Source organism: Micromonospora sp. NPDC000089 (genome assembly GCF_042899365.1).
In the GTDB taxonomy this organism is placed as follows: domain Bacteria; phylum Actinomycetota; class Actinomycetes; order Mycobacteriales; family Micromonosporaceae; genus Micromonospora.
This window is the reverse complement of sequence record NZ_JBIAZT010000007.1, coordinates 37,342-64,330: the sequence shown is the minus strand read 5'-3', so window position 1 is coordinate 64,330 and position 26,989 is coordinate 37,342. Positions and strand designations below refer to the sequence as shown.

The 26,989-nt window shown below is 74.7% G+C and carries 24 protein-coding genes and 2 pseudogenes; 15 read left to right on the top strand and 11 right to left on the bottom strand.

The features are described 5' to 3' along the window. The first annotated feature begins 16 nt into the window (after positions 1-16). A complete protein-coding gene (gene paaN / locus ACFY3U_RS15050) occupies positions 17-1,690 on the top strand; it encodes a phenylacetic acid degradation protein PaaN (protein ID WP_387200842.1) in 1,674 nt (557 codons plus the stop codon). A 109-nt stretch (positions 1,691-1,799) separates the two neighbouring features. On the opposite strand, the gene ACFY3U_RS15045 is transcribed toward paaN, so the two are convergent. After that, positions 1,800-2,330 (bottom strand): GNAT family N-acetyltransferase, encoded by a 531-nt coding sequence (locus tag ACFY3U_RS15045; protein ID WP_387200839.1) that lies wholly within the window; start codon positions 2,328-2,330, stop codon positions 1,800-1,802. A 221-nt stretch (positions 2,331-2,551) separates the two neighbouring features. On the opposite strand from ACFY3U_RS15045, the gene ACFY3U_RS15040 reads away from it, so the two are divergent. The 3 genes from ACFY3U_RS15040 (at position 2,552) to groL (ending at position 6,064) form a co-directional block, all read left to right on the top strand. Continuing rightward, positions 2,552-2,755 (top strand): cold-shock protein, encoded by a 204-nt coding sequence (locus ACFY3U_RS15040; protein ID WP_387200836.1) that lies wholly within the window; start codon positions 2,552-2,554, stop codon positions 2,753-2,755. A gap of 107 nt (positions 2,756-2,862) precedes the next feature. Continuing rightward, positions 2,863-4,164: a hypothetical protein gene (locus tag ACFY3U_RS15035; protein WP_387200833.1), complete on the top strand. Its 1,302-nt coding sequence runs from the start codon at positions 2,863-2,865 to the stop codon at positions 4,162-4,164. 277 nt (positions 4,165-4,441) lie between these two features. After that, complete coding sequence (groL, locus tag ACFY3U_RS15030) at positions 4,442-6,064, top strand: chaperonin GroEL (RefSeq protein ID WP_387200830.1); 1,623 nt, start codon at positions 4,442-4,444, stop codon at positions 6,062-6,064. A gap of 64 nt (positions 6,065-6,128) precedes the next feature. Here the strand turns inward: groL and ACFY3U_RS15025 are convergent, their stop codons facing one another. Together ACFY3U_RS15025 and ACFY3U_RS15020 are read right to left on the bottom strand one after the other, a co-directional pair. Continuing rightward, on the bottom strand, positions 6,129-6,374 hold the full coding sequence (locus tag ACFY3U_RS15025) for a hypothetical protein (RefSeq protein WP_387200827.1): 246 nt from the start codon (positions 6,372-6,374) through the stop codon (positions 6,129-6,131). A 181-nt stretch (positions 6,375-6,555) separates the two neighbouring features. Next, positions 6,556-9,006, bottom strand: coding sequence for a S8 family serine peptidase (locus tag ACFY3U_RS15020; protein ID WP_387200824.1), 2,451 nt, complete (start codon positions 9,004-9,006; stop codon positions 6,556-6,558). Positions 9,007-9,430: 424 nt separating this feature from the next. Here ACFY3U_RS15020 and ACFY3U_RS15015 point away from each other — a divergent pair, with 424 nt between their 5' ends. Beyond that, complete coding sequence (locus ACFY3U_RS15015) at positions 9,431-11,248, top strand: glycerol-3-phosphate dehydrogenase/oxidase (protein ID WP_387201521.1); 1,818 nt, start codon at positions 9,431-9,433, stop codon at positions 11,246-11,248. Between the two features lie 87 nt (positions 11,249-11,335). After that, entirely contained in the window at positions 11,336-11,851 is a 516-nt protein-coding gene (locus ACFY3U_RS15010; RefSeq protein ID WP_387200821.1) for a hypothetical protein, read from the top strand. Positions 11,852-11,895: 44 nt separating this feature from the next. On the opposite strand, the gene ACFY3U_RS15005 is transcribed toward ACFY3U_RS15010, so the two are convergent. After that, entirely contained in the window at positions 11,896-13,296 is a 1,401-nt protein-coding gene (locus ACFY3U_RS15005) for an FAD-binding oxidoreductase (RefSeq protein ID WP_387200818.1), read from the bottom strand. A gap of 35 nt (positions 13,297-13,331) precedes the next feature. On the opposite strand from ACFY3U_RS15005, the gene ACFY3U_RS15000 reads away from it, so the two are divergent. After that, a complete protein-coding gene (locus ACFY3U_RS15000; protein ID WP_387200815.1) occupies positions 13,332-13,637 on the top strand; it encodes a DUF4031 domain-containing protein in 306 nt (101 codons plus the stop codon). Positions 13,638-13,681: 44 nt separating this feature from the next. On the opposite strand, the gene ACFY3U_RS14995 is transcribed toward ACFY3U_RS15000, so the two are convergent. Next, positions 13,682-14,317: a metal-dependent phosphohydrolase gene (locus tag ACFY3U_RS14995; protein WP_387200812.1), complete on the bottom strand. Its 636-nt coding sequence runs from the start codon at positions 14,315-14,317 to the stop codon at positions 13,682-13,684. A 130-nt stretch (positions 14,318-14,447) separates the two neighbouring features. Between ACFY3U_RS14995 and ACFY3U_RS14990 the strand changes: the two genes are divergently transcribed. Both ACFY3U_RS14990 and ACFY3U_RS14985 read left to right on the top strand, forming a co-directional pair. Continuing rightward, positions 14,448-15,650, top strand: coding sequence for an aromatic acid exporter family protein (locus tag ACFY3U_RS14990; protein WP_387201518.1), 1,203 nt, complete (start codon positions 14,448-14,450; stop codon positions 15,648-15,650). Positions 15,651-15,739: 89 nt separating this feature from the next. After that, positions 15,740-17,128: a PrsW family intramembrane metalloprotease gene (locus ACFY3U_RS14985; RefSeq protein ID WP_387200809.1), complete on the top strand. Its 1,389-nt coding sequence runs from the start codon at positions 15,740-15,742 to the stop codon at positions 17,126-17,128. On the opposite strand, the gene ACFY3U_RS14980 is transcribed toward ACFY3U_RS14985, so the two are convergent. Together ACFY3U_RS14980 and ACFY3U_RS14975 are read right to left on the bottom strand one after the other, a co-directional pair. Continuing rightward, positions 17,109-17,276, bottom strand: a complete 168-nt coding sequence (locus ACFY3U_RS14980) for a hypothetical protein (RefSeq protein WP_387200807.1) — start codon at positions 17,274-17,276, stop codon at positions 17,109-17,111. The genes ACFY3U_RS14985 and ACFY3U_RS14980 overlap by 20 nt on opposite strands. Positions 17,277-17,399: 123 nt before the next feature. After that, entirely contained in the window at positions 17,400-17,747 is a 348-nt protein-coding gene (locus ACFY3U_RS14975) for a GroES family chaperonin (protein ID WP_387200804.1), read from the bottom strand. 157 nt (positions 17,748-17,904) lie between these two features. Here ACFY3U_RS14975 and ACFY3U_RS14970 point away from each other — a divergent pair, with 157 nt between their 5' ends. Beyond that, positions 17,905-19,221, top strand: coding sequence for an AI-2E family transporter (locus ACFY3U_RS14970; protein ID WP_387200801.1), 1,317 nt, complete (start codon positions 17,905-17,907; stop codon positions 19,219-19,221). A 76-nt stretch (positions 19,222-19,297) separates the two neighbouring features. On the opposite strand, the pseudogene ACFY3U_RS14965 reads toward ACFY3U_RS14970, so the two are convergent. Continuing rightward, positions 19,298-19,984 (bottom strand): annotated as a pseudogene (locus ACFY3U_RS14965) (ATP-dependent DNA helicase); the annotation flags it as partial. A 129-nt stretch (positions 19,985-20,113) separates the two neighbouring features. Then, a pseudogene (locus tag ACFY3U_RS14960) lies at positions 20,114-21,475 on the bottom strand (ATP-dependent DNA helicase); the annotation flags it as partial. 126 nt (positions 21,476-21,601) lie between these two features. On the opposite strand from ACFY3U_RS14960, the gene ACFY3U_RS14955 reads away from it, so the two are divergent. Then, positions 21,602-22,108, top strand: coding sequence for a DUF402 domain-containing protein (locus ACFY3U_RS14955; RefSeq protein WP_387200797.1), 507 nt, complete (start codon positions 21,602-21,604; stop codon positions 22,106-22,108). A 6-nt stretch (positions 22,109-22,114) separates the two neighbouring features. Here ACFY3U_RS14955 and ACFY3U_RS14950 read toward each other — a convergent pair whose 3' ends face one another. Continuing rightward, positions 22,115-22,264, bottom strand: a complete 150-nt coding sequence (locus ACFY3U_RS14950; RefSeq protein WP_387200794.1) for a hypothetical protein — start codon at positions 22,262-22,264, stop codon at positions 22,115-22,117. A gap of 47 nt (positions 22,265-22,311) precedes the next feature. Here ACFY3U_RS14950 and ACFY3U_RS14945 point away from each other — a divergent pair, with 47 nt between their 5' ends. The 3 genes from ACFY3U_RS14945 to ACFY3U_RS14935 all read left to right on the top strand — a co-directional run bounded on the left by ACFY3U_RS14945 (position 22,312) and on the right by ACFY3U_RS14935 (position 25,068). Beyond that, positions 22,312-23,301: a PPK2 family polyphosphate kinase gene (locus ACFY3U_RS14945; RefSeq protein ID WP_387200791.1), complete on the top strand. Its 990-nt coding sequence runs from the start codon at positions 22,312-22,314 to the stop codon at positions 23,299-23,301. Positions 23,302-23,432: 131 nt separating this feature from the next. After that, positions 23,433-24,059 carry a DUF47 domain-containing protein gene (locus ACFY3U_RS14940; RefSeq protein ID WP_387200788.1) on the top strand — a complete coding sequence of 209 codons (627 nt, stop codon included), beginning with the start codon at positions 23,433-23,435 and terminating at the stop codon, positions 24,057-24,059. 4 nt (positions 24,060-24,063) lie between these two features. Further along, on the top strand, positions 24,064-25,068 hold the full coding sequence (locus tag ACFY3U_RS14935; RefSeq protein ID WP_387200785.1) for an anion permease: 1,005 nt from the start codon (positions 24,064-24,066) through the stop codon (positions 25,066-25,068). A gap of 47 nt (positions 25,069-25,115) precedes the next feature. On the opposite strand, the gene ACFY3U_RS14930 is transcribed toward ACFY3U_RS14935, so the two are convergent. After that, positions 25,116-26,084: a Gfo/Idh/MocA family protein gene (locus tag ACFY3U_RS14930; protein ID WP_387200782.1), complete on the bottom strand. Its 969-nt coding sequence runs from the start codon at positions 26,082-26,084 to the stop codon at positions 25,116-25,118. A 70-nt stretch (positions 26,085-26,154) separates the two neighbouring features. Here ACFY3U_RS14930 and ACFY3U_RS14925 point away from each other — a divergent pair, with 70 nt between their 5' ends. Continuing rightward, a complete protein-coding gene (locus tag ACFY3U_RS14925; protein WP_387200779.1) occupies positions 26,155-26,982 on the top strand; it encodes an NUDIX hydrolase in 828 nt (275 codons plus the stop codon). Positions 26,983-26,989 lie beyond the last annotated feature (7 nt).

Here is a 26,989-nt window from a genome sequence, read left to right as displayed (position 1 = left end):
TTGCATGATGGCGGGCATGACGGAGACCCCGCACCCCCTCTACGCCAGGCACGCCGACACCCTGGACCGCGCGCTGACCGCGATCTCCGAGCGCGGGTACTGGTCCGCCTACCCCGAGTCCCCCAGCCCCCGGGTGTACGGCGAGACCGCCGCCGCCGACGGCAGGGCGGCGTTCGAGGCGTACCTGAACGGCGACTTCCCGCTGGACCAGCCGGGCGACGGGGACACGGTCGCCACCGAGAGCAGCCCGTTCGGCCTGGCGCTGAACGTGCGCTACCCGCACGCCGCCGCCGACCAGCTGGTGGGCGCCGCGACAGTCGCGTTGCCGGCCTGGCGGGACGCCGGCCCGCAGGCCCGGGCCGGGGTCTGCCTGGAGATCCTGGACCGGCTGCACAAGCACATCTTCGAGCTGGCCAACGCGGTGCAGTTCACCAGCGGGCAGGCCTTCGTGATGGCCTTCCAGGCCGGCGGGGCGCACGCGCTCGACCGGGCGCTGGAGGCGGTCGCGTACGCGTACCGGGAGATGACCCGGCACCCGGCGACGGCCGGCTGGGAGAAGGCCGCCGGCAAGGGCGACCCGCTGCGGATGAGCAAGACGTTCCACGTGGTGCCGCGCGGGGTGGCGCTGGTGATCGGCTGCAACACGTTCCCGACCTGGAACTCGTACCCCGGGCTGTTCGCCTCGCTGGTCACCGGCAACCCGGTGATCGTCAAGCCGCACCCGCGCGCGGTGCTCCCGCTGGCGATCACCGTCCGGTACGCCCGCGAGGTGCTGACCGAGGCCGGCTTCGACCCGAACCTGGTGCAGCTCGCCCCCGAGGCGTCGGGGGAGAAGCTGGCCTCCACCCTGGCCCTGCACCCGGCCGTGAAGATCGTCGACTTCACCGGCTCCACCGAGTACGGCGACTGGCTGGAGGAGAACGCCCGGCAGGCGGCCGTCTACACCGAGAAGGCCGGCCTCAACACCGTCGTCGTCGACTCCACCGACGACTTCGCCGGGATGTGCCGCAACCTGGGCTTCACGCTCACCCTCTACAGCGGCCAGATGTGCACCACCAGCCAGAACATCCTCATCCCGGCCGGCGGCATCGAGACCGACCAGGGGCACAAGAGCTTCGACGAGGTGGCCGGCGGGATCGCCGCGGCGGTCGGCAAGCTCACCGCCGACCCGGCCCGCGGCGTGGAGCTGACCGGCGCGATCGTCAACGACGGGGTGCTGGAGCGGCTGGACGAGGTGACCAAGGTCGGCGAGCCGGTGCTCGAGTCGCGTACGGTCGAGCACCCGACGCTGCCCGGCGCGGTGGTGCGGACGCCGACCATCGTCAAGCTGGCCGCGGACGACACCGGCACGTTCGGCCGGGAGTGGTTCGGCCCGATCTCGTTCGCCATCGCCACCGAGTCGACCGCGCACAGCCTGGAGATCATGCGGGGCACGGTCGGCGAGAAGGGCGCGCTGACCGCCGCCGTGTACTCCACCGACGAGGCGGTGCTGGACGCCGCAGAGGGCGCCGCGATCGAGGTCGGCGTGCACCTGTCCTGCAACCTGACCGGCGGGGTCTTCGTCAACCAGTCGGCCGCGTTCTCGGACTTCCACGGCAGCGGCGCCAACCCGGCGGCGAACTCCGCCCTGACCGACGGCGCGTACGTGGCCAACCGGTTCCGCATCGTGCAGTCCCGCCGCCACGCCTGACCCCCTACCCATTCGCGCGCTTTCACGCAAGGAGTGGCCATCTGCCGCCGGATGGCCACTCCTTGCGTGAAAACTGCGCTCTGAGCAGATGACCGCGGGGAGCGTGAGGTCAGGCGGGGCGGCGCATCTGCAGTTCGCGCATGACCGGGACGGTGGGGTGCGGGACGCGTACGCCGGTGTCGGTGAAGCCGATCTTCTGGTACGCCCGGTACGCGCGGTCGTTGCCGACCACCACCTCCAGCAGCAGCTGCGGCCGGCCGCACTCGTGGGACCAGGCGCCCACCGCGTCGACCAGCGCGCCGAGCAGCCCGCTGCCGCGCCAGGTCGGGGTCACGTACACCGCGTAGACCACCGTCAGCGCCGGCTCGTCCGGGCTGACCGTGCCGCCGGCGTGCCCGACCAGCCGGCCGTCGGCCTCCGCGACGAACTGGGCGGTGTGCCGCCCCGCCGCGACCTGGGCGATCCGGGCGGCGTACTCGGCGTGCGGGCGGGCGGCCGCCTGGGCGACCGTCTCCAGGAAGGCCAGTGGGGTGTCGGCCAGCATCTCCAGCCGCAGCGCCCGCATCCGGGCGGCGTCCTCGGGCCGGACCCGGCGGACGGTGACCGTCGAGTTGTCCGGGTGGGCCGGGGCAGGTGTCATGCCGCCATGCATACCGCAACGACGGCTGACGATGGCTCGGACACCGCAAACCGTGGCGGAATGTGCCGATTTGTGGTCGTGCGGTGCCGTCACTGCTCGTGTAGCGTGCGATTTCGGTCACCTTGCGCGGTCGTCGCCGGCCAGCCGCAAGGGTGGGCCTCCGGTGCCGTCCCCGTCGGCGCCGGGTGGTGGAACGCCGCGCACAGTGAGGAAGTGGCACCGTGGCACAGGGCAGTGTGAAGTGGTTCAACGCCGAGAAGGGCTACGGCTTCATCGCCGTCGACGGCGGGCAGGACGTCTTCGTTCACTTCTCAGCGATCGAGATGGACGGCTACAAGGCGCTGGACGACGGCCAGCGGGTGGAGTTCGAGATCACCCAGGGGCAGAAGGGTCCGCAGGCCGAGCGGGTCCGCGTCATCGCCTGATCCCCGGCCGCGGCGGTCCGCCCGCCGGGCCCACCTCGGGGCCGCGGCCCGGGCCGGCGCCAGGGAAGATCATGAGCCGTTCCAGGCGTCGTCGCTGAGGAGGCTCCATGTCCGAGCAGTTCCCGCCGGGGTCGGCCGAGCCGCACCGCGGTGACCCGACCGGCCCGGGGTCGTCCACCCCGTCGCCGGACCCGACCGCCGCCCCGGCCGCACCCGGCTGGCCGGCCCAGCCCGCCTGGCCGAGCCAGTCCGCCTGGCCTTCCTCGCCCGGCGCCGGGCCCGCTCACCCGGGCGAGCCCGTGCCCGGCCAGCCCGTGCCCGGCCAGCCCGTGCCCGGCCAGCCCACGGCGGGCCAGCCCGCGGCCGGCACCCCGGCGCCCGGCCTTCCCGGTCAGCCCGCGCCGGGTCACCCCGGTCAGCCCGCGACCGGCTGGCCCGTGCCGAGCCAGCCGATGCCCGGCCAGCCCTGGCCGGCGCCGGCGCCGGGCTGGGGGTATCCACCCGCCGGCGGATTCCCGCCCGGCGCCGGGCCGTACCCCGGCCAGCAGCCGTACGGGGGGTCGGTCCCCGGTGGCCACGACCCCGCCGACCCGCTGGTCAACCCGCCGTACGCCGGGGTGAACGGCTGGTTCGCCCGCTGCCTCGGTGCGGCCCGCCGCGGCTGGCGGATCCTGCTGCCGGTGCTGCTGCTCACCCAGACGGTGCCCGCCGCGGTGGTCTCGCTGCTGTCGCTGGGGCTGACCCCGAATCCCGAGTCGGTGGCGCCGGACGGCTCGCTGCCGCCGGGCTACCTGAGCGACATCGCCGTGTACGGCGGCGCGGTGCTGGTCGCCACGTTCCTCCTCGGCTTCGTGCAGAGCGTGGGCTGGGCGGCCGGCACCTGGGTGGTCGCCCGGCAGGCCGCCGGCGAGCCGGTCGACCTGGGCGGGGCGCTGCGCTACGGCGGGCGTCGGGCGCTCGGCCTGTGGGGCTGGACGCTGCTGATCACCGTGATCATCACGGCCGGCGTCTGCTTCTGCGTGCTGCCCGGGGTCTACCTGACCTTCGCGCTGGCGCTGGGTGGCCCGGTCTACCTCTTCGAACGGAGCAACCCGATCGGTCGCTCGTTCCGGATGTTCCACGACCGGCTCGGCCTGGTGCTGGGGCGGGTGGCCCTGGTCGGGGCGGCTCTGGTGCTGGGCAGCGTGCTCGGCGGGGTGGTGGAGTCGGTCGGACTGCTCCCGTTCGGCGCCGACCCGCTGGCGTCGCCCGGCACCGCCGTGGGCGCCGTGCTGGTGATCGTGGCGTGCGCGGTGCTGGTCGTTCCGGCGTACCTGGCGCAACTGGTCGGGCTGGTGGTGACGTACGCGGAGCAGCGCGCCCACGAGGGCCCGGTGAACGCCGCCCGACTGTTGGCGGAACTCGGCTGACCGGCCCCATCGTGCTTGCACTCGGCAGGGGAGAGTGCTAAACAAGTCATTGGCACTCGCATACCGTGAGTGCCAATGGTCGGGGCGGTAGGGCCACGGCCGCGCCGGTGTCTCGATGGCACCGGCCGGCACGAGGCCGGTCGTCGCGGGCTGTCCGGCCCGACCGAGGAGGACGTCGTCGTCGCCAGGTGGCGACGTCCCCAAGGTGCGTACACCAGGCGGCCCATCCGGGATACACACTCGGGTGGCCCGTGAGTGTCCAGGAGGACAACGCCGTATGGCCAAGATGATCGCGTTCGACGAAGAGGCTCGCCGCGGCCTCGAGCGGGGCATGAACCAGCTCGCCGACGCCGTGAAGGTGACGCTCGGCCCCAAGGGCCGCAACGTGGTGCTCGAGAAGAAGTGGGGTGCCCCCACCATCACCAACGATGGTGTGAGCATCGCCAAGGAGATCGAGCTCGAGGACCCGTACGAGAAGATCGGCGCCGAGCTGGTCAAGGAGGTCGCCAAGAAGACCGACGACGTCGCCGGTGACGGCACGACGACGGCGACCGTTCTGGCCCAGGCCCTGGTCCGCGAGGGCCTGCGCAACGTGGCCGCCGGCGCCAACCCGATGGCCCTGAAGCGGGGCATCGAGGCCGCCGTGGCCAGCGTCTCGGAGGAGCTGTCCAAGCTCGCCAAGGACGTCGAGACCAAGGAGCAGATCGCCTCCACCGCCTCCATCTCCGCCGGTGACAGCACCGTCGGCGAGATCATCGCCGAGGCGATGGACAAGGTCGGCAAGGAAGGCGTCATCACCGTCGAGGAGAGCAACACCTTCGGCCTGGAGCTCGAGCTCACCGAGGGCATGCGCTTCGACAAGGGGTACATCTCCGCGTACTTCATGACCGACCCGGAGCGCATGGAGGCCGTCTTCGACGACCCCTACCTCCTGATCGTCAACAGCAAGATCTCGTCGGTCAAGGACCTGCTCCCGATCCTGGAGAAGGTCATGCAGTCGGGCAAGTCCCTGCTGATCATCGCCGAGGACATCGAGGGCGAGGCCCTGGCCACCCTGGTCGTCAACAAGGTCCGGGGCACCTTCAAGTCGGTCGCCGTCAAGGCGCCGGGCTTCGGTGACCGCCGCAAGGCCATGCTCGCCGACATCGCCATCCTCACCGGTGGCCAGGTCATCAGCGAGGAGGTCGGCCTCAAGCTGGACGCCGTCGGCCTCGACATGCTGGGCCGCGCCCGCAAGGTCGTGGTGACCAAGGACGAGACCACCATCGTCGACGGTGCCGGTGACGCCGAGCAGATCCAGGGCCGGGTCAACCAGATCCGGGCCGAGATCGACAAGAGCGACTCCGACTACGACCGCGAGAAGCTGCAGGAGCGGCTGGCCAAGCTGGCCGGCGGCGTCGCGGTGATCAAGGTCGGCGCGGCCACCGAGGTCGAGCTCAAGGAGCGCAAGCACCGCATCGAGGACGCCGTCCGCAACGCGAAGGCCGCCGTCGAGGAGGGCATCGTCCCGGGTGGTGGCGTCGCGCTGGTGCAGGCCGGCAAGACCGCCTTCGACAAGCTCGACCTGGTCGGCGACGAGGCGACCGGTGCGAACATCGTCAAGGTCGCGCTGGACGCCCCGCTGCGGCAGATCGCCGTCAACGCCGGCCTCGAGGGTGGCGTCGTGGTGGAGAAGGTCCGTAACCTCGACGCGGGTCACGGCCTGAACGCCGCCAACGGCGAGTACGTCGACCTGCTGGCCGCGGGCATCATCGACCCGGCCAAGGTCACCCGCTCGGCGCTGCAGAACGCGTCGTCGATCGCGGCGCTCTTCCTCACCACCGAGGCCGTCGTCGCGGACAAGCCGGAGAAGACCCCGGCCGCCCCGGCTGGCCCGGGTGGCGGGGACATGGACTTCTGAGTCCAGCTCCATCCAGTACGCCACAGGGGCGGGCCGCGCGAGCGGTCCGCCCCTGTGGCGTTGTCTAGCGGGGTATCCGGCGCTGGTTGCGGCGCTTCTCGGCCCGGCCGTACGGGGGTGGCACCGGCACCGGCTCGTCGACCACCGGCACCGGCTCGGCGACGTCCGGTTCGTCCACCTCGGTCAGCTCCGCGAGCTGCTCGGCGTCGCCGTAGTCCCGCCGGTCGAACGGCACCGCGCCCGGCCGCTCGGTGGCCGGCACCCGGGTGACGTGCGCAACGTCGTCGGTCTGCTCGTCGTCGGTGGTCATGTCGCCTCCTCCTACCGAAACGGTAGGGGCCGCCGTTCGGTCACGCGGACGAACCGGATTATCGGGGTCAATGCCCGCTTTGGCCGGTCGGCGACGGGTCCGGGCGGTCCGACCCGAGCGCCGTCGGTAGAGCGGGAAGACCCGCTCGATCCGGGCGGCGGCAGGGCCGACGGCGCACCGGTCAGCCGCGGGCGGCGCGGACCGCCGCGTACGCGTCGACGATGCCCGCGCCGGCCAGGCTCCCCGCACCGCCGCAGCCGTCCCGCGGCCCGGCCGGCGGAGCGTCCGTCGCGGCGGGCTTCGCGGTCTCCCGCAGGATCCGTCGGGTCCGGTCCAGGTCGCCGACCAGCGCCGGGTTCGCCGACCACATCAGCGCCACCACGCCCGCCACCTGCGGCGTCGCCATCGAGGTGCCGTCCAGGGTGGCGTACCCGCCGCCGGGCATCGCGGAGAGCACCTCCGCGCCCGGGGCGACCAGGTCCGGCTTCGCGGCGCCGCCCGGGGCCGGCCCGCGGCTGGAGAAGTCGGTGACCCGGCCGCGCCGGTCGACCGCGCCGACGGTGAGCACGTCCGGATAGGGCGCGGGCGGGTCGACGATCGACCCGCAGTACGGGCCGGTGTTGCCGGCCGCCGCGACGACCAGGATCCCGGCGGCGTCCAGCGCGTCGACCGCCGGGCGCAGCGCCCCCGGGTCGCAGCCCTCGATCGGCGGGCAGCCCCAGGAGTTGGTCAGCACGTCCGGCGCCCGCTCCGGCCGCCCGTCGGTGAACGGGTCGCCGCCGGCCGGGAACGGGGCGAGCATGAACTGCAGGCAGTCCAGGTAGCGCGCCGGGCTGCCCAGGTTCCGGTCGAGGTCGGCGCAGCCCACCCAGCCGGCGCCGGGCGCCACCCCGATGCCGTCCCGGCCGACCGCGCTGCCGGTCGTGTGGGTGCCGTGGCCGCCCTGGTCGGTCGGGGAGCGGGTGCCGTCCCACGGGTCGTACCAGGAGTCGTCCCCGCCGCGGAAGCCGCCGGCGAGCGCCGGGTGGGTGCCGTCCACACCGGAGTCCGAGCTGCCGACCACCACCCCGGAGCCGGTGACCCCCAGCTCGGACCAGACCCGGTCCGCGCCGATCAGGCGCACGTTCCAGGTCGGGCCGTCGGGGGCCGGGCGATCACCGTGGGCGGTCGGCGCGGCGGCGGGCAGCGGGCGTACCCGCTGGCTGATCAGCACCCGGGCCACCTCCGGCCGGCCGGCGAGCCAGGTCCGCACCGCCGGCCCGCCGTCGGTCTCGATCGCGTTCAGCAGGTAGTACGGCGTGGGGTGCAGGCGCAGCCGGGTCAGCTCCCGGCGCAGGCCGCCCTGGGTCCGCTCGGCGGTCGCTACCAGCCGGCGGTGCACCTCGACGGCCCGGGCGTCGCGGCCGGCCCGGCCCGGCGTCCCGGTGGGGAGGCCGCCGAGGTCGGCCTGCTCGCGGAGCACCACCAGCAGCCGCTCGCCGTGCAGGCCGGGCTGGCCGGGGCCGAGGTCGACCGCGCCGAGGGCGACGAGCAGCACGGCCGTGGCCAGCGCCGCCACCGGCCGGCTCGGCGTACGCCCGCGCGGGCGGGCCAGTAGCACGCCGTACCCGACGGCCAGCAGGATCGCGGCGACCAGCCCGGCGCCGGCGGCGACCGCGACCCAGTACGGCACGTCCCGGCTGCCGATGAGCACCACGGAGATCTCCTCCGGGTCGGCGAAGGCCAGCGGCCCGAACAGCACCAGCCCCACCAGCCAGCGCACCGGCGCCTGCCCGGCCGGTACGCCGTCCCGGCGGCCCGCCGCCTGCAACGCGCCCAGCGCGAACCCGACCGGCGGCAGGGTGACCAGCGCGGGCAGTTGGGCGCCCGACTGCCCCGCCCCGGCGGCGAGCAGCAGCAGGACGACCCCGGCCACCAGGCCACCCACCAGCACCAACCGCGTCGGCTGCGGCCGGCCCGCCGCGGACCCGGCGGTGGCGAAGCGGGACCAGAACGGGTCGCCGAGCAGCGCGCCGGCCAGCGTCCCGAGGGCGGCGGCGGCGAGCGCGGCGAGCAGCGTCTCCAGCAGGCCGCCGAACGCGCCGACCCAGGCCCAGGGCAGCAGCAGCGCCAGCCCGGCGGCGATCGCCAGCAGCGTGCCGGCGGTGGGCCGCCCGCTCCGGGCGTGCGGCCGGCTCTCCGGGCCCGGCTGCTTCGGGACCGGCTCCGCCCGGCCGCCCGGGACGAACCGGGCGGCGAGCAGGGCGAGCACGGCGGCGGTGGTGGCCAGCGCGGCGAGGTAGAGCTCGTGGTGCACCGGAGGGACCGCTCGCAGCGCGGCGAGCACCGCCAGCGCCAGGGCCGCCGCCAACCAGACCCGGCCGGTGCTCCGGACCGCGGCCGACCGGGGGAGCAGGGCCAGCAGCAGCGCGGGCAGTCCGGCCAGCAGGGCGGAGGCCACGCCGACCGCCGGCCAGAGCCACACCCAGCGGTCCCGCCCGCCGGCGAGGAGGAGTTGGTCCGCCACCCAGCCGCTGGCCTGGAGCAGCGCGACCACGGTCGCCGTCCAGCCGCCGGCCAGCGCGGCCACGACGACAGCCCACGGGCTCCCCGACCGGCCGTCGTCGTCGCTTCGGGGTCCGTCGGGCCGCATCCGCACACAGTACGACGGCCGACCGGCGGGCGGCGTCGCCGCCGGGTGAGCGGGCCTGCCCGCCCGCCTGCGTCCACCGCGGGGTAGGTGGGAGACGTCCCCGTCGCTTGCTCTGCTGCCATCCACGCGACGACCACTCTCGGTGACTGCCGCGTATATGGCAGCAGAGCAAAGCGTGCAAGCCAGGGCGCCGGGGGCCGCGGACCCGAGGCGGCGTTTTCCCAGCTCAACACCGCGGTCGGTAGGAGCGGTGCCCGGCGGGCGCGGATGGCTGGGGCGCGCCTGATTACGCAGAGTGCGACAACCGCGGTCGGCGCTAAGGAAAACGCCGCGTGAACGGGGGCGCACGGCGCGACGTACCCCGGATCGGGGCGTGCTGCGGGCGGCCCGGTGCGGTTACGGTGGACGGGTGCGTGACCCCTACGTGACCCGAGCCGCCGCCGGCCAGCTCTCCCCGCAGCGCCGGGCCGACGACCTGCGGAAGCTGCGGGCCGAGCGGTTCGATGTGCTGATCATCGGCGGCGGCGTGACCGGCGCCGGCGCCGCGCTCGACGCCGCGTCCCGGGGCCTCAAGGTGGCCCTGGTCGAGGCGCGGGACTACGCGGCCGGCACCTCCAGCCGGTCCAGCAAGCTGATCCACGGCGGCCTGCGCTACCTGGAGCAGCTCGAGTTCCATCTGGTCCACGAGGCGTTGACCGAGCGCGGCCTGCTCGCCACCCGGCTCGCGCCGCACCTGGTCCGGCCGCTGCCCTTCCTGGTCCCGCTGCCCGGCGGGCGCAACCTGCGCGACCTGCCGGCACGGGTGTTCCGCCGGGCCTACTACGGCGCCGGGGTGGCCGCCTACGACGCCTTCGCCGGGCTGTTCGGCGGGGGTCGCGGCATGCCGCTGCACCGGCACCTCACCCGCGAGGGCGCCCGCCGGATCTTCCCGAGCCTCCGGGCCGACGCGCTGGCCGGCGCCATCCGCTACTACGACGGCCAGGTGGACGACGCCCGGCTGGTGGTCACCCTGGCCCGCACGGCGGCCAGCCTGGGCGCCACCGTGGTGAACAGCACCCGGGCCGTCGGCCTGATCCGGCAGGCCCGCGAGGTCACCGGGGTTCGGGTCCGCGACCTGGAGGCCGCGCCCGGCGACCCGGACGCCGAGTTCGAGGTACGCGCCCGCACCGTCATCGGGGCGACCGGCGTGTGGAGCGACGACATGTCGCGGATGCTCAACGACGTCGGGCTGCGCCCCGGCATCCGGGTCCGGGCCTCCAAGGGCGTGCACCTGGTGGTGCCCCGCTCGGCGATCACCGGCGAGACCGGGCTGATCCTGCGCACCCCGACCAGCGTGCTCTTCGTCATCCCGTGGGGCGGCCACTGGATCATCGGCACCACCGACACCGACTGGCGGCTGGACCGGTCCCACCCGTCCGCCTCCGCCCGCGACATTCAATACCTGTTGGACCAGGTCAACACGGTGCTGGAGCGGCCGCTGTCCACGGCCGACATCGAGGGCGTCTACGCCGGGCTGCGGCCGCTGCTGGCCGGCGAGGCCGACTCCACCTCCAAGCTGTCCCGGGAGCACGCTGTCTTCGAGCCGATGCTCGGGCTGCTCCTGGTGGCCGGCGGCAAGTACACGACGTACCGGGTGATGGCCTCCGACGTGGTCGACCGGGCCGTCCGCCGGCTCGGTGGCGGGCGGCCGTCGCGCACCGCCGACCTGCCCCTGCTCGGCGCCGACGGGTACGCCGCGATGTGGCGGGACCGGGCCGACCTGGCCCGCCGGCACGGCGTGCCGGTCGGCGTGGTCGAGCACCTGCTGGAGCGGTACGGCACGCTGACCCTGGAGCTGCTCGCCCTGGTGGACGCCGACCCGCTGCTCGCCTCCCCGCTGGCCGGCGCCCCGGAATACCTCGCCGCCGAGGTCACCTACGCGACCCGGGCCGAGGGGGCGCTGCACCTGGAGGACGTGCTGACCCGGCGCACCCGGATCTCGATCGAGACCACCCACCGGGGGCTGGAGTCGGCCGGGCACACCGCGGAGCTGATGGGCTCGGTGCTGGGCTGGGACGCGGCCACCCGGGAACGGGAGGTCGCGCACTACCGGGCCCGGGTCGAGGCGGAGCGGGAGTCCCAGCTGATGCCGGACGACGCAACCGCCGACGCTGCCCGGCTCGGCGCGCCGGACGTCCGCGGCTTCGCCGCCGATCGGGGTGTCGACGGCGACTCCGTCGAACTGCCGACCTCCTCCCGCTGACCGATCCCCGGTACGCGGGTCCGCCCATCGACGGCCGTCCGGTCGGTGGGTTCCGGCCACTACCTACGGTGGGGTAAGTTGCGGCGCGTGGTTTCCACCCAGTGGTCACGCCTGCCCGTCCTGACCGCCGCCGCCGTCCTGACGGCCAGCCTCACCGGATGCTCGGTGTTCGCCTCCGACGCCGCCCGGTCCACACCCGGGGCCACCGCGAGCGGTTCCGCCGCGGGCGCGGCCGACGCCGCCGCCCGGGTCAGCCTGGTGCAGAAGATCGGCCAGGACGGCCCGCTCCGGACGCTCACCGTGGAGCCCGACGGCCGCTGGGAGTGCGACGACTGTGCCGGCGACGGCGTCACCTCCAGCGGCAACCTGAACCCTGAGCAGGTCACCCGGTTGCACGGCCTGCTCGCCGACCCGCGACTGCCCGGGGAGACCGACCAGGCGCGGCAGTACCGGCTGAGCTGCATCGGCGCGCTGACCTCCAGCCTGGTCACCGCCGCCGGGCAGATCACCTCGCAGGACTGCCCGGGCGAGGAGCACCCGCCGGTGGCGAACGAGATCCTGCTGCTGCTCACCCAGGCCACCCCGGCCGAGCCCACCGCCTGAACGGGTCGCCGCGCGGCCGGGTCGCCGCGCGGCCGGGGGAGGGCTCAGAGCACCTTGCCGGGGTTGAGCAGGCCGGCCGGGTCCAGCGCCGTCTTGATCGCCTGGTGCACCCGGACGCCGACCGGCCCGATCTCCCGGGCCAACCAGTCCCGCTTCAGCAGCCCGACCCCGTGCTCCCCGGTGCAGGTGCCGCCGAGGTCGAGGCCCAGCCGCATGATCTCGTCGAAGGCCCGCCGCCCCCGTTCCAGGCTCGCCGGGTCGGCCCGGTCCACCACGATGTTCGGGTGCATGTTGCCGTCGCCGGCGTGCCCGACCACGCCGATCGGCACCTCGCACTCCCGCGCGATCCGGGCCACCCCGTCGAGCAGGGCGGCCAGCGAGCCGCGCGGCACCGCCACGTCGTCGATCACCAGGCCGCCGTTGCCGCCGGGACAGGTGTCCGCGGCGAACTTCTCCATGGCCGGGTGGGCCAGCCGGCGGGCCTGCAGCAGGGCGGCCGCCTCGACCGCGTCGGTGGCGGCGTACACCTCCTCGGCGCCGGCCGCCGTGCAGACCTCGGCGAGCCGGGCCAGGTCGTCCGCCGCCCGGGCGCCGGTGTCCGCGGCCGCCAGCAGCAGCGCCTGCGCGTCGGTGCGCAACCCCATCGGCCGGTACGCCTCGATCGCCCGCAGGTGGGTGCGGTCCAGCAGCTCCAGCAGGCTGGGGGTGAGCCCCTTCGCGGCGATGTCGGCCACCGCCGCGCCGGCCGCCGCGGTGGAGTCGAAGACCGCCACCATGGTCAGCGAGGCGTCGGGGGCGGGCCGGAGCGACACGGTCACCTCGGTGATCACCCCGAGGGTGCCCTCGGAGCCGACGAAGAGCCGGGTCAGGTCGTACCCGGCGACGCCCTTGGCGGTCCGCCGGCCGGTGCGCAGCACCTCGCCGGAGGCGAGCACCACCTCCAGGCCCAGCACGTACTCGCCTGTCACGCCGTACTTCACGCAGCACATGCCGCCGGCGTTGGTGGAGGCGTTGCCGCCGATGGTGGACGACTCCCAGGAGCCCGGGTCCGGCGGGTACCACAGGCCGTGCTCGCGGACCGCGCCCGCCAGCGTCGCGTTGACCACCCCGGGCTGCACCACCGCGATCCGGCTCACCGGGTCGACCTCCCGGATCGCGTCCATCCGGACGGTGCTCAGCACCACCGCGCCGTCCACCGCGTTCGCCGCGCCGGCCAGCCCGGTCCGCGCCCCCTGCGGCACCACCGGTACGCCGTGCCGGGCCGTCGCCCGGACCACGGCGACCACCTCCGCGGTCTCCCGGGGGCGGACCACCACCAGCGGCTCGCCGGCCGCGCAGAGGTCCGCCTCGTCGCGGCGATGGGCGTGCAGCAGATCCGGGTCGGTGAGCACGGCGTCGTCGCCGAGGGCGGCGCGCAGCTCGTCGAGGAGGGGGGAGCCAGCCATGCGGGGAAGGCTAACCGGCAGCTAGATTGGCCGCCATGCTGTACCTGGACCGGCCGGCCTGGCCGTGGCGGGGACGGCTCTGGTCGCACCTGATCAGCGACGTCTCCCACGCCGAGCTGCACGCCTTCGCCGAGGTGCTCGGCGCGCCGAGGCGTGCCTTCGACCGGGACCACTACGACATCCCCGCCGACCGGTTCCCGATGGCGGTCTGGCTGGGGGCGCGGGTGGTGCCCAGCCGCGAACTGGTCCGCCTGCTGCGCGTCGCCGGCCTGCGCCGCCCGAAGCACCTCTCCCGGCCCGCCGGCGAGCGTCCGGGCGCGGCGTCCCGCCCGGCCGCCTGAGCCGGGGCGACCACCGTGGCATCCCCGGTGACCGGCGGTACGGCTCACCGCAGGGTGGCCAGCTCCCGGGTCAGGTTGGCGCGCGCCGGCCGCTCCCACCGGGTGGCCAGCTCCGGCAGCCGGTAGCGGGCGGGCAGGGCGAGCAGGGCGTCGAGGACCCTGGCCCGGCCGGCGCGGAAGGCCGGCTCCGGCACGTGCGCGTACTCGGCGCGGATCTCGGCGGCGTACCGGTCGTACTCCGGCTCCGGTGCGGCCAGGATCGCCAGGTCGGCGTCGCAGAGCAGGGCGCCGTCGCGGTCGTCGGCGGCGACCGCGTGGTCGGCGGTGAGCAGCACCAGCCGGCGGACCTCGGCGACCGCGGCCGGCGGCACCCGCAGCCCGGTGAGCATCCGGTCGGCCAGCGCGGCGCTGTCCCGCTCGTTGGCGTCGCCGGTCGCCCGGGGGTCGTAGACGGCGTCGTGGCACCAGGCGGCGAGCCGGACCAGGTCCGGCCGGTCGGCCGCGAGCGGGTGGGCGTCCACCACGTCCAGCACGGCGCTCAGGTGCCGGAGCGTGTGGTAGTGGCGGTGCGGCTGCGCCCAGCGGGTAAGTAGCTCCTCGCCGGCGGCGGTCAGCGCCGGGCCGTCCGCCGCCCCGGCGGCGCGGGCGGCGGACCGCCAGCGGGAGAGCAGGTCGGTCACCCGGCCGAGTCTGCCCGACGATCGGCAGGATTCACCCCGAGCGGTACGGGTAGTCCGCGCCATGGCCGTGGCAGGGGACCGCCGACCGTCGTGGATGCAACGGGTCGGCCTGCGGACCGGCGACGGCGCGATGGACGTGGACTCGGCCCGGATCGCCGAGGCCATGGAGGAGCTGCGTCACCGCGGCCGGGCCACCCTGCAGGACCGGTTGCACCGGGTCCGGATGGCGATGGGCCTGGCCGTGCAGGCCGGGCTGGCGGCCGCGCTCGCCTGGGTCGTGTCGCACGAGCTGCTGCACAACCCGCAGCCGGTCTTCGCCCCGATCTCGGCGGTCGGCACGCTGGCCGCCTCGGTCGGGCAGCGGCTGCGCCGGACGGTGGAGCTGATCGCCGGGGTGGCCGTCGGGGTGGCCCTCGGGGACGGGCTGATCTACCTGCTCGGCACCGGCGGCTGGCAGCTCGGCCTGGTGGTGACCGCGGCGATCCTGCTGACCATCTTCTTCGGCGCCAGCGTGGCGATCGTGATCCAGGCGGCGGCCACCGCGGTGCTGATCGTCACGCTCAGCCCGTCCACCCAGAACCTGGAGCTGCCCCGCTTCGTGGACGCCTTCGTCGGTGGCGGGATCGCGCTGCTGGTGACCGCCATCCTGCTGCCGCTCAACCCGCTGCGGGTGATCAACCGGGCCGCCCGACCGGCCCTGGACCTGCTGGCCAGCCAGCTCGACGTGGCCGCCGAGGCGCTGCGCAACCGGGACCGGCGCGCCGCGCAGCAGGCGCTGGACCGGCTTCGGGAGAACAAGGAGGAGCTGGACACCTTCACCGAGGCGATCGACGGGGCCAAGGAGACCAGCACGCTGTCCCCGGCCCGCTGGCACCGGCGCAGCGAACTCACCCACTACGCGGAGGCGGCTGAGCCGATCGACCGGGCCATGCGCAACAGCGGCACGCTGATCCGCCGTTCGGTCACCCTGATCGAGGACGAGGAGCAGGTGCCCGGGCCGATGCCCGACGCGGTGGCCCACCTGGCCGAGTCGGTCCGCCTGCTGCGGCACGAGTTCGCCGTCGGCGAGGAGCCGGAAAAGGCCCGCGAGCGGTCGCTGCGCGCGGTGAGCGAGGCCGGCCGGGCGTACGGCGAGGGGGTGGGCTTCTCGGGCAGCGTGGTGATCGCCCAGGTGCGTACCACCGCCAGTGACCTGATGGTCGCCTCCGGGGTCGACCAGGAGGAGGCGAACCGGCTGGTCCGGCGGGCGTTCGGCAACCAGGACCCGGGTGGCGGCGAGCCGACCGAGCCGGACACCGCCCCCAGGGCGCCCACCGCGCCGCCGGTCGGCTGAGCCCGCGCCGTGCCCCGGTTGCCGCCCGGCGGGTGTCGGGCCGCCGGGAGCACCCGGCCGGGAGGGCCGGGGATGACTACGCTGACCGCATGGCCGACACCCCGCCCGGACCGCCCGCGTCCGCGCCGCCCGCCGTCACCCCGCCGGGCGCCGCCGCGCCCCGGATGCCGGCCCGCCGGCGCAGCGTCTGGCGCGTCGTGGCATTGGCCGCGGTGGTGCTGCTGATCGCCGGCTGCGCGGCGTACATGATCTGGACGCTCGGCGAGAACCTGGGCCTGGACGCCCTGCTGGTCGGCGTGGCGGCGGCGATCCTGCCGGTGCCGGTGCTCGTCGCCTGCTTCCTCTGGCTCGACCGGTACGAGCCGGAGCCGCTGAAGTACCTCATCTTCTGCTTCGTCTGGGGCGCGTTCGTGGCCACGGCCGCGTCGTTGACGGTCAACGAGACGGCTGCCCGGTTGTTCAAGGAATGGGGCGTCTCCTCCTCGCTGACCGGGGTGCTGGTGGCGCCGTTCATCGAGGAGCTGACCAAGGCCCTCGGCCCGATCCTGCTGCTGGTCTTCCGCCGCCGGGAGTGGTCGGGGATCACCGACGGCCTGGTCTACTGCGGGCTCTCCGCGATCGGCTTCGCCATGGTGGAGAACATCCTCTACCTGGGCGGCTACGGCTACGCCTCGGGCGCCGACCAGTGGGGCCCGGCGACCGGCGTCCGGCAGGTGATCGCCATCTTCATCATGCGGATCCTGCTCTTCGGCTTCGCCCACCCGCTGTTCACCTCGATGACCGGGGTCGGGCTGGGCATCGCCGCCCGGACGGCCGACCGGCGGGTACGCGTCCTCGCCCCGGCCGCCGGTCTGCTGCTGGCGATGATGCTGCACGGCACCTGGAACCTGCTGCCGACGCTGGTCCAGGCCACCGGCCAGCTGGCGATCTGGATGTACGGCGTGCTCGGCGTGATGGTGCCGGTGTTCTTCGGCATGGTCGGCTTCGCGGTGTGGCTGCGCGCCTGGGAGGGGCGGCTCACCGAGCGCACCCTGCCGGACTACGTCCGGGCCGGCTGGCTCACCCCGCCCGAGGTGGCCGCGCTGGGCAGCCTGGGCCGGCGGCACGCGGCGCGTACCTGGGCCCGGCGGGTGGCCGGCGACGCGGGCGTACGGGCGATGCGCGGGTACCAGTTCGCCGCGACCCGGCTGGCCCTGCTGCGGGACGGGATGCGCCGGGGGCTGGACCGCACCCCGGCCGACCGGGAGCGGACCCGGCGGGAGGAGTGGGAGCTGCTGCAGGCGATCGCCGCGTACCGGTCGTTCTTCGTGGGGCGCGACCCGCAGGCGCCGGTCGGCGTCTGGGACGGCCGCCGCTACCACCTGCGGTTCCCGGACGGCTCGCAGCGCCCGGTCGAGGCGCCCGACTCGCCGGTGGTGCCGATCCCGGTGGTGCTCGCCCCGCCGCCCGCCCCCTGGCTCAGGTCATCAGGCCGGTGAGGAAGTCGCCGAGCCCCTGCGCCAGCGCCATCAGTGCGGCGCCGATCCCCCTGAACAGCTGGGCCGCGCCGTCCGGCCGGAACGCCATGAAGTAGATCAGGAAGGCGACGAAGCCCCAGAGCAGGATCTTCTTCACGAGTACCGGCATCGTCCCTCCCCAGGGCGCTGGACGGGGCTGGCTTCCCGCCCGGCGGCCCGGCAAACGGCGCGGCCCGGCGGTCGGGCACCGGGGAGCTGAAGGTGCGCCGGGGGCGGGAGGCGCGCCGGGGAGCTAGAGGTAGAGCCCGGTGTTGCCGGCCGGCTCCCGCTCCACCCGTTCGGCGGCGACGGCGTGCACGTCCCGCTCGCGCAGCAGCACGTAGCCGCGGCCCTGCAACTCGACCTCGGAGCGGTCGTCGGGGTCGAACAGCACCCGGTCGCCGGCCACCACGGCCCGTACGTGCGGGCCGACCCCGACGGCGGTGGCCCAGGCGAGTCGCTTGCCCACGGCGGCGGTCGCCGGGATCACGATGCCGGCGGTGGAGCGGCGTTCCCCCTCGCTGCCCTCGGTGCGGACCAGCACGCGGTCGTGCAGCAGGCGGATGGGCAGGCCGGAGTCGAGGTTCGCATCGGCGGTCACGCGAAGACGCTACCGCGTGCCGGTCGGCCGGTCGCCGCCGTGGTTGAGTGAGCGCGGCGCAGGGCAATGTGTGGCGGAACCGCCCTACTGTGGCGCGTGGCGGACTACCCTGTCCGGGCCGTCGCCGCGAAGGGCGGGCCGCTTTGTCTTCCAGGAGGTGCGCTTGAGCCGCTTCGAGCAGGTACGCGGACGGCTCCGCCGCGCGTACGAATCCGGGCGTGAGGCGGTGCGCGCGGGTCGCGCCGACCATGCCGACGAGCCGGACCTACCAGGGGTGGCCACGCCCTCCCTGCCCGGACCGCCGGCCCCGCGGTCGGCGACGGTGGTCGGCGCCGAGCCGGCCGAGCCGACCGGGGAGGACCTGCACCCGTCGACCGCCAGCCGGGACGACGCGGACGTGCCGCACTCGCTGCGGATCGCCGCCGCCTGGTCGTGGCGGCTGATCGTGATCGGCGTGGTCACCTGGGCGCTGCTACGGATCGTCGGGACGATCAGCATCGTGATCATCCCGCTGGCCATCGCCCTGCTGCTGTCCGCGCTGCTCGCGCCGGCGGTGGGCTGGCTGCTGCGGGCCCGGTTCCCCCGGTCGCTGGCGACCGCGGTGGTGCTGGTGGGCGGCCTGGCCGCGGTGATCGGCACGATGACCCTGGTGGTGAACGAGTTCATCAAGGGCGCGCCGGAGCTGAGCGAGAAGTCGTCGCAGGGCGTGCGGCAGATCCAGGACTGGCTCAAGACCGGCCCGCTGCACCTGTCGGACAGCCAGCTCGACCGGTACATCACCGAGGCGCAGGGCTGGATCAACGGCAACACCGAGAAGTTCACCAGCGGCGCGCTCTCCACCGCGGCCACCCTGGCCGAGGTGCTGACCGGCACCGTCCTGGTGCTCTTCGCCACCTTCTTCTTCCTGCGCGACGGCAGCAAGATCTGGCGGTTCCTGGTGCGGCTGCTGCCGGTGGCCGCCCGGTGGAAGGTCGACGACGCCGGCCGGTCCTCCTGGGCCACGCTGGGCGCGTACGTGCGGGCCACCGTGCTGGTCGCCTTCATCGACGCGCTGGGCATCGGCATCTTCCTGGTCATCTTCCACGTGCCGTTCGCCTTCCCGCTGGCCGCGTTGATCTTCCTCGGCGCGTTCATCCCGATCGTCGGGGCAGCCCTGTCCGGCATCGTGGCGGTGCTGGTGGCGCTGGTCGACCAGGGGCCGGGGACGGCGCTGATCATCCTGGCCGCGGTGATCGGCGTGCAGCAGGTCGAGGGACACATCCTGCAGCCGCTGATCATGGGCCGGGCGGTGGCCATCCACCCGCTCGCGGTGATCGTCGGGATCGCCGCCGCGGTGGTGCTGGCCGGCATCACCGGCGCGCTGGTCGCCGTACCGCTGATCGCGGTGCTCAACACCGCCGTCCGCCGGCTCGCCGCGCGGACCGTCCCGGACACCCCGCCGGACGCCGTGGTGGTCGCCTCGCAGGCGCCCTGACCGACCCGCGACCCGCCCGCACCCCGCCCCGGGTGCGGGCGGTCGCGCGTCCGGGCCCGGTCGCGGCCGTGCGGATTCAGGCCTTGGCGAGCCGCTCCAGGGCGCCGCGGGCCACCTCGGGCCGGGTGGTGTACCAGAACGGGGGCAGCGAGCGGCGCAGGAACGGGCCGTAGCCGCGGGCCGTCTCCAACCGGGAGTCGAGCACGGCCACCACGCCCCGGTCACCGGTCGCCCGGATCAGCCGGCCCACGCCCTGGGCCAGCCGGACCGCCGCGATCGGCACGCTGACCGCCGCGAAGCCGGAGCCGCCGCCCGCGTCCACCGCCGCCGCCCGGGCCGCCGCCAGCGGCTCGTCGGGCCGGGGGAACGGCAGCCGGTCGATCACCACCAGCTGGCAGGAGTCGCCGGGCACGTCCACCCCCTGCCAGAGCGACATCACGCCGAACAGGCAGCTGGACCGCTCCTCGCGGAACCGGCGGACCAGCAGCGGCAGCGCCTCCTCGCCCTGCAGCAGCACCGGCAGGTCGGTCCGTGCCCGGAGCAGCTCCGCGGCCTGCTGCGCGGCCCGTCGCGACGAGAAGAGCCCGAGGGTACGACCACCGAGCGCGCCGACCAGCCCGAGCAGCTCCTCGCCGGCGGCCTCGGGCAGCCCGGAGACGCTGGGCCGGGGCAGGTGCGCGGCGACGTACAGGATGCCCTGCCGGGCGTAGTCGAACGGCGAACCGACGTCCAGCGACGACCAGCCCGGGCCGGAGGTGGCCGGCACCACGCCGGTGGCCGCCCGGCTGCCGGTCGCGGCGGCCACCCCACCCGCCGGGGCGTCTGCGGGTACGACCGAGGTGGACCGGCCGGCGGTGGCGGTGGCCATGGCGGCGGCGGCCGGGGACGGCGGGGCGGGCGGTGGCGCGTCCAGCCCGAGGGCCCGGGCCACCGTGTCGAACCGGCCGCCCAGCGCCAGGGTGGCCGAGGTGGCCACCACGGTGCGCTCGTCGTACAGGTGGGTGGCGAGGGTGCCGGCGACCGAGAGCGGCGCGACCACCAGGGCGCGGCGGCTGCCGTTGTCCGGCTTCTCCACCCAGGCCACGTCGTGGTCGGCCTCCTCCAGCAGCCGCTGGGCGGTGGTGGAGAGCTCGTCCAGCGCCGCCTTGGCCTGCTGCTTGCGCACCGGGTCCGGGTCGTCGGACTTGACGTCGCCGATCGCCTCCAGTGCCGCCCGGGTGGCGGCGTCCAGCAGCGTGCACGCCTCGCGCAGCGGCGCCGGCAGCCCGGAGGTGATCCGCCCGGCCGGGGCCTCGGCCAGCCCGACGGCCAGCGCGTCGCCGGCCTCGGTGAGCCGGTCGGCGACGTCCGGCCGCAGCAGCGGGCGGGCCCGGCGGGCCGACCGGTCGATCAGCTCCGGGACCAGCTCGGCCTGCGCGGCGGAGGAGACCCGGTCGGCCAGCTCGTGCGCCTCGTCCACGATCAGCAGCTTGTGCGGCGGCACGATGTGCCGGCCGGCGAGCATGTCCACCGCGAGCAGGCTGTGGTTGGTGACCACGATGTCCGCCTCGCGGGCCCGGGCCCGGGACGCCTCGGCGAAGCACTCGGCGCCGAACGGGCAGCGGGCCGCCCCCACGCACTCCCGGGCCGGCATCGACACCGCCCGCCAGGCCTGGTCGTCGACGCCCGGGTCCAGCTCGTCCCGGTCGCCGGTGTCGGTCTCCTGCGCCCAGTCGCGCAGCCGCTGCACCTGCTTGCCCAGCCGGCCCGCCTCGCCGAGCCACTTCGTCCCGCCGCTGGGCCGGGCGGCCGGCGCGTCGAAGAGGGTGTCCTCCGGCTCCTCCTCGGTGGAGGCGTCCAGCCGGGCCAGGCAGAGGTAGTGGTGCCGGCCCTTGAGCACGGCGAAGGTGGGTCGCCGGCCCAGCAGCGGCTCGACCGCGTCGGCCAGCCGGGGCAGGTCGTGGTCGACCAGCTGGGACTGCAGCGCCAGGGTGGCGGTGGAGACCACCACCGGCCCGTCCACGGTCAACGCGGGCGCCAGGTACGCCAGCGACTTGCCGGTGCCGGTGCCGGCCTGGACCAGCAGGTGCTCGCGGGTGGCCACGCTGCGCTCGATCGCCTCGGTCATCTGCTGCTGGCCGGGACGGGCCGCGCCGCCGGGCACCGCGCCGACCGCGGCGGCGAGCAGCTCGCTCCCGCCGGGCCGGCCGCCCCGACGCCGGCCGCCGCGCGCGGTCGGGGTGGCGGGGCCGGTGGCGGTGCGGGACGGAGTCACCGTGCGACGGTACCCGCAGCCGCCGACAGCGGGTGCGCGGCACGGCCGGCGGACCCGCTCCGCGACCCTCCCGACCGGCTCGCGCCACGCGGCGGGGGATGGCGGGAATCGGCTAGGGTTCCACTCATGCCGAGCGATGTGGTCCGCGTGATCTACCGCAAGTACGACGGCAGCGCCCACCGCGACTACCCGGCCCGCCGGCTGACCGAGGACGACCTCGGCGTCTGGCTCGGCGTGCCGGCCGGCACCGAGTCGGTCTACCATGGCCGGCCGTCCGTCGAGCAGATCCCGTTCGTCCTGCTGGTGCCGCACCACGCCTGGTGGACCGGCATGTTCAACCCGCCCCCGCGCACCAGCGAGGTCTACTGCGACATCGCCACCCCGGCCCGCTGGGAGGGCGACGACACCGTCCACCTGGTCGACCTCGACCTGGACGTGGTGCGCCGGCGCGCCACCGGCCTGGTCGAGCTGCGCGACGAGGACGAGTTCGCCGAGCACCGGGTGCGCTTCGGCTATCCCGACGAGGTGGTGGTCGAGGCCGAGGCGGCGGCCCGCGAGCTGCTCACCGCCCTGGGCGACGGCACCGAGCCGTTCGCCACGTCGTACCGGAAGTGGCTGGCGCTGGTGGTCTGAGCCGGCTCAGCCGGGCGGCGGCCCGGGGTCGTCCGGCAGCCGCGGCGGCAGGTGGCCGAGCTTGTCGGGGTTGAGCTGGTTGAAGACGCCGGTGACCCGGCCGTCGGCCACGGTGAACGAGCTGACCAGCCGGAACAGTCGGCCGTCGGGGTGCACGGTCCGCCCGGGAGGCGGTGCCGGGCGGGGTGGGCGAGGATCGGGGGATGAGCGTGGTGGACGGAGCGGAGTTCGTGGCGCCTAAGGGCGGCACGATGCGGGCCCTGTTGCGGGCCCCGGCGGGCGGCGACGCGGTGGACCTGGGGGCGATCGACCCCCGGTCGACCCCCGGCCTGCCCGGCGCGGCGGGCAAGGGTGGCGAGCGCAAGGCCTGGGCGCGTGACCAGGTGGAGCTGATCGGCGCGGAGCTGGCCCGACAGCAGGAGATGCTGTTCGCCACGGCCAAGGCGGCCGCGGACTCCGCGGCGCCCGCCTCGGCCCCCACCCTGGCGGGCCCCGAGCTGGCGGGCGACCGGCCGGGCCGGCTGCTGCTGGTGCTGCAGGCGATGGACTGCGGCGGCAAGGACGGCACGGTCAAGCGGGTGGCCGGCGCGATGAACCCGCTCGGCCTGCACATCCGGTCGTTCGGCCCGCCCACCGAGGAGGAGCTGCGGCACGACTTCCTGTGGCGGATCCGGCGGGCCCTGCCGCCGCCCGGGTACGTCGGCATCTTCAACCGGTCGCACTACGAGGACGTGCTGGTGGCCCGGGTCGAGTCGCTGGTGCCGGAGGCCACCTGGCGGGCCCGGTACGACGAGATCAACGCCTTCGAGCGGGAGCTGGCCGGGGCGGGGGTGACCGTGGTCAAGGTGATGCTGCACATCTCGCGCGCCGAGCAGGGTGAGCGGCTCGCCGAGCGGCTGACCGATCCGACGAAGTACTGGAAGTACAACCCGGGCGACATCGACGCCCGCGCCCGCTGGGACGACTACGAGGCGGCTTACGCGGAGGCGGTGGGCCGGTGCGGCACCGAGGCGGCGCCCTGGTTCGTGGTCCCGGCGGACCGCAAGTGGTACCGCGACTGGGCGGTGGCGCACCTGTTGCGGGAGACGTTCGACGCACTCGATCTGGGGTATCCGGCTGCCGATTTCGACGTGGCGCACGAACGGGAGCGGCTGGCGCGCGGTAACGCCGAGGCCAAGGGTAACGGTTGGTGAACGAGCGGTGAAGCGGGCCTGACCAGGGGTGGGCCGGCGGATGCCCGATTCGGCGGTGTCCCTAGCATGCCCTGCAGCGGACGCCTCGGCGGCGTCGGCCACCCTTCCACCGACACGACGAGGTCCGTGCTGTGAAGTTTTCCTTCCGTCCCACCGAGGGCGCCTTCTACGAGCTGTTCACCAGGGCCGCCCACAACCTGGTGAAGGGCACGGAGCTGCTCAACGAGCTGGCCCTGCCCGGGGTGGACGTGCAGTCGGTGAGCGAGCGGCTGACCGAGGTCGAACACGACAGCGACCAGATCACCCACGAGCTCTACAAGAAGATCAACTCTACCTTCATCACCCCGTTCGACCGCGAGGACATCTACCGCCTGGGCTCGCTGCTCGACGACGTGATGGACCACCTCGAGGCGGTCGGCAACCTGCTCTACCTGTACGGCCTGACCAAGCTCCCGTCGCTCCCGCGTGAGCTGCACGAGCTGGTCAACGTGCTCGACCAGCAGGCCAAGCTGACCGCCGAGGCGATGCCCCGGCTGCAGTCGATGCGCGACCTCGAGGACTACTGGATCGAGTGCAACCGGCTGGAGAACGACGGCGACCAGGCGTACCGGATGCTGCTGGTCCGGCTCTTCTCCGGCGAGTACGACGCGTTGACCGTGCTGAAGATGAAGGAGGTCGCCGACGAGCTGGAGGCCGCCTGCGACGCCTTCGAGCACGTGGCGAACACCGTCGAGACCATCGCGGTCAAGGAGTCCTGAGCCAGTGACTCCGGAACTCATCGCCGTGCTGGCGGTGATCGTCGCCGCCATGGCGTTCGACTACACGAACGGCTTCCACGACGCGGCGAACGCGATCGCCACCAGCATCTCCACCCGGGCCCTGACCCCGCGGATCGCCCTGCTGCTGGCCGCCGTCGGCAACTTCATCGGCGCGCACTTCGGCGCCGGGGTGGCCAAGACCGTCGGGGACAATCTGGTCACCCTGCCGACCGGCGTGACCAGCCTGGGGGTGGTCTTCGCCGGGGTGCTCGGGGCGATCGCCTGGAACCTGATCACCTGGTACTTCGGGCTGCCGTCGTCGTCCTCGCACGCTCTCTTCGGCGGCCTGGTCGGCGCCACCCTGCTGGCCACCGGCGGCGTGGTGCAGTGGGCGAACATCGGCGAGAAGGTCATCATCCCGATGATCCTGTCGCCCGTCGTCGGCCTGGTCCTCGGCTACCTGCTGATGCTGGCCATCCTCTGGACCTTCCGAAAGGGACAGCCGGCCAAGCTGAACCGCGGCTTCCGCTACGCGCAGACCGCCTCCGCGGCGGCCATGTCGGTCGGCCACGGCATGCAGGACGCGGCGAAGACCATGGGCATCATCGTGCTGGCCCTCTACACCGGCGGGTACCAGAGCGACAAGACGCACATTCCGCAGTGGGTGTTCTGGACCTCGGCGACCATGCTCGCGCTGGGCACCTACTCCGGCGGCTGGCGGATCATCCGTACCCTCGGTCGCAAGATCATCGACCTTGGCCCGGCGGAGGGCTTCGCCGCCGAGACGGTGGCCAGCGCGGTGCTCTACTTCAACGCCCTGGTGCTCAAGGCGCCGATCTCCACCACGCACACCATCACCTCCGCGATCATGGGCGTCGGCGCCACCAAGCGGCTCTCCGCCGTCCGCTGGAACGTCGCCGGCAACATCGTGGTCGCGTGGATCATCACCTTCCCGGCGGCGGCGCTGATCGCCTGCCTGACCTACCTGGTGGTCCGCCCGCTGTTCTGAGCGCGGCGCGTCTCGTCGAGGGCCTCCGCCGGCACCGGCGGGGGCCCTCAGGCGTACGAGACTCCGATCTGCTCCTTGATCGCGTCCACCAGCGTCAGCATCTCCAGCGTCACCGCGTGCGGCACCAGCGGGCTCTCGAGCGCCCCGGCGGCCAGGCGGCGCTGCACCTCGGCGGCCTCGTGCTGGTAGCCGCCGCCGGTCAGGTCGGCCGGGATCGTCTCCGGCTCGGCGCCCGCCCGGTGCAGCACCGCCGCCGGCGGCCGGAAGAACGGCTCGGGCAGGTCGATCCGGCCGGTGCTGCCGGTGATCGAGGCGCTGATCCCGGTCGCGCCGACCATGCCGCAGCTCAGCGTGGCCACCGCCCCCGACTCGTACCCCAGCACGATGCCGGTGTTGGCGTCCACCCCCTCGCCGGTCAGGCTCGCCCAGGCCCGTACCTGCCGCGGCACGCCGAGCAGCAGGTGGGCCAGGCCGAGCGGGTAGACGCCCAGGTCGAGCAGGGCGCCACCACCGAGCGCGCGATTGCGCATCCGGTGCTCGGGCGGGAACGGCCCGGCCACCCCGAAGTCCGCGCGTACGTGCGTCACCTCGCCGATCGCCCCGTCCGCGATCAGCCGGGCCACCCGCAGGACGGTCGGGTCGCAGCGCATCCACATGGCCTCCATCAGGAAGACCCCGCGGGCGCGGGCCAGCTCGATCAGCTCGACGCCGGTGGCCAGGTCGAGGGTGAACGGCTTCTCCACCAGCACCGCCCGCCCGGCGGTGAGGCAGATCCGGGTCGCCTCGTGGTGGGCGGAGTGCGGGGTGGCCACGTAGATCGCGTCCAGCTCGTCGTCGGCGGCCAGCTCCGCCCACGAGCCGTACGCCCGGGCGGCGCCGTATCGCCGCGCGAACCGCTCGGCGGCGTCCGCCGTCCGCGAGCCGACCGCCGTCAGCTCGGCCCCCGGCACCAGCCGCAGGTCCTGGGCGAAGCGGCCGGCGATGTTCCCGGTGGCCAGGATTCCCCAACGCGTCATGCCGGCACGCTATCCCGGACCGGCGCCCGGCCGGCAGGCTGATCCACCGGTCGGGAACTAGGCTCGCGGAATGACGATCGACGGCTTCGCCGCACCCCCCGCCCTGGTGGAGCACGCCCGCCGGTTCCGGGCCGAGGGCGGCACCCCGGCGCCGCCGCGGGTCGCCGCCACGGTGCTGCTGCTGCGCCCGGCCGACCCCGGCTTCGAGGTGTACGTCATCCGCCGGGTCGCCGCGATGACCTTCGGCGGCATGTACGCCTTCCCCGGCGGCGGGGTGGACCCGTCCGACTCCCAGGTCCACCCGGGCTGGGCCGGCCCGTCCCCGGACGAGTGGGCGGGGCGGCTGCGGCTCGACCCGGACGCCGCCCGGGCGGTGGTCTGCGCCGCCGCCCGCGAGGTCTTCGAGGAGGCCGGGGTGCTGCTGGCCGGTCCGGGCCCGGAGACGGTGGTCGGTGACGTGAGCGGCGACGAGTGGGAGGCGTCCCGACAGGACCTGGAGGGCCGCCGGGTGGGCTTCGCCGACCTGCTCGCCGGGCGCCGGCTGACCCTCCGGTCGGACCTGCTGTTGCCGTGGAGCCGGTGGATCACCCCCGAGTTCGAGCCGCGCCGCTTCGACACGTACTTCTTCGTGGCGCTGCTGCCGCAGGGGCAGCGGACCCGGGACGTCTCCCGGGAGGCCGACCGGACCCTGTGGGTGCGGCCGGCGGACGCGCTGGCCCGTGCCCGGACGGGGGAGCTGGCGATGCTGCCGCCCACCCTGGTCACCCTGGCCGAGGTGGCCGAGGCCGCCGACCTGGCCGACGTGGCCCGCCTCGCCGCCACCCGCGACCCGGCAACCCCGATCACCCCCCGCCTGGACCTCCCCGAGGCCGGTGAACCCCGCTTCCTGCTGCGCTGATCCCCGG

Bases quoted from the DNA above. Each gene is read 5' to 3' on its own strand.
- ACFY3U_RS14980 (WP_387200807.1), bottom strand. From the start codon at position 17,276: ATGCCGGTACTCGTGAAGAAGATCCTGCTCTGGGGCTTCGTCGCCTTC.
- paaN (WP_387200842.1), top strand. From the start codon at position 17: ATGACGGAGACCCCGCACCCCCTCTACGCCAGGCACGCCGACACCCTG.
- ACFY3U_RS14925 (WP_387200779.1), top strand. From the start codon at position 26,155: ATGACGATCGACGGCTTCGCCGCACCCCCCGCCCTGGTGGAGCACGCC.
- ACFY3U_RS15035 (WP_387200833.1), top strand. From the start codon at position 2,863: ATGTCCGAGCAGTTCCCGCCGGGGTCGGCCGAGCCGCACCGCGGTGAC.
- ACFY3U_RS15005 (WP_387200818.1), bottom strand. From the start codon at position 13,296: ATGGCTGGCTCCCCCCTCCTCGACGAGCTGCGCGCCGCCCTCGGCGAC.
- ACFY3U_RS15025 (WP_387200827.1), bottom strand. From the start codon at position 6,374: ATGACCACCGACGACGAGCAGACCGACGACGTTGCGCACGTCACCCGG.
- groL (WP_387200830.1), top strand. From the start codon at position 4,442: ATGGCCAAGATGATCGCGTTCGACGAAGAGGCTCGCCGCGGCCTCGAG.
- ACFY3U_RS15000 (WP_387200815.1), top strand. From the start codon at position 13,332: ATGCTGTACCTGGACCGGCCGGCCTGGCCGTGGCGGGGACGGCTCTGG.
- ACFY3U_RS14955 (WP_387200797.1), top strand. From the start codon at position 21,602: ATGCCGAGCGATGTGGTCCGCGTGATCTACCGCAAGTACGACGGCAGC.
- ACFY3U_RS15045 (WP_387200839.1), bottom strand. From the start codon at position 2,330: ATGACACCTGCCCCGGCCCACCCGGACAACTCGACGGTCACCGTCCGC.
- ACFY3U_RS14990 (WP_387201518.1), top strand. From the start codon at position 14,448: ATGGACGTGGACTCGGCCCGGATCGCCGAGGCCATGGAGGAGCTGCGT.
- ACFY3U_RS14930 (WP_387200782.1), bottom strand. From the start codon at position 26,084: ATGACGCGTTGGGGAATCCTGGCCACCGGGAACATCGCCGGCCGCTTC.
- ACFY3U_RS14945 (WP_387200791.1), top strand. From the start codon at position 22,312: ATGAGCGTGGTGGACGGAGCGGAGTTCGTGGCGCCTAAGGGCGGCACG.
- ACFY3U_RS15020 (WP_387200824.1), bottom strand. From the start codon at position 9,006: ATGCGGCCCGACGGACCCCGAAGCGACGACGACGGCCGGTCGGGGAGC.
- ACFY3U_RS14985 (WP_387200809.1), top strand. From the start codon at position 15,740: ATGGCCGACACCCCGCCCGGACCGCCCGCGTCCGCGCCGCCCGCCGTC.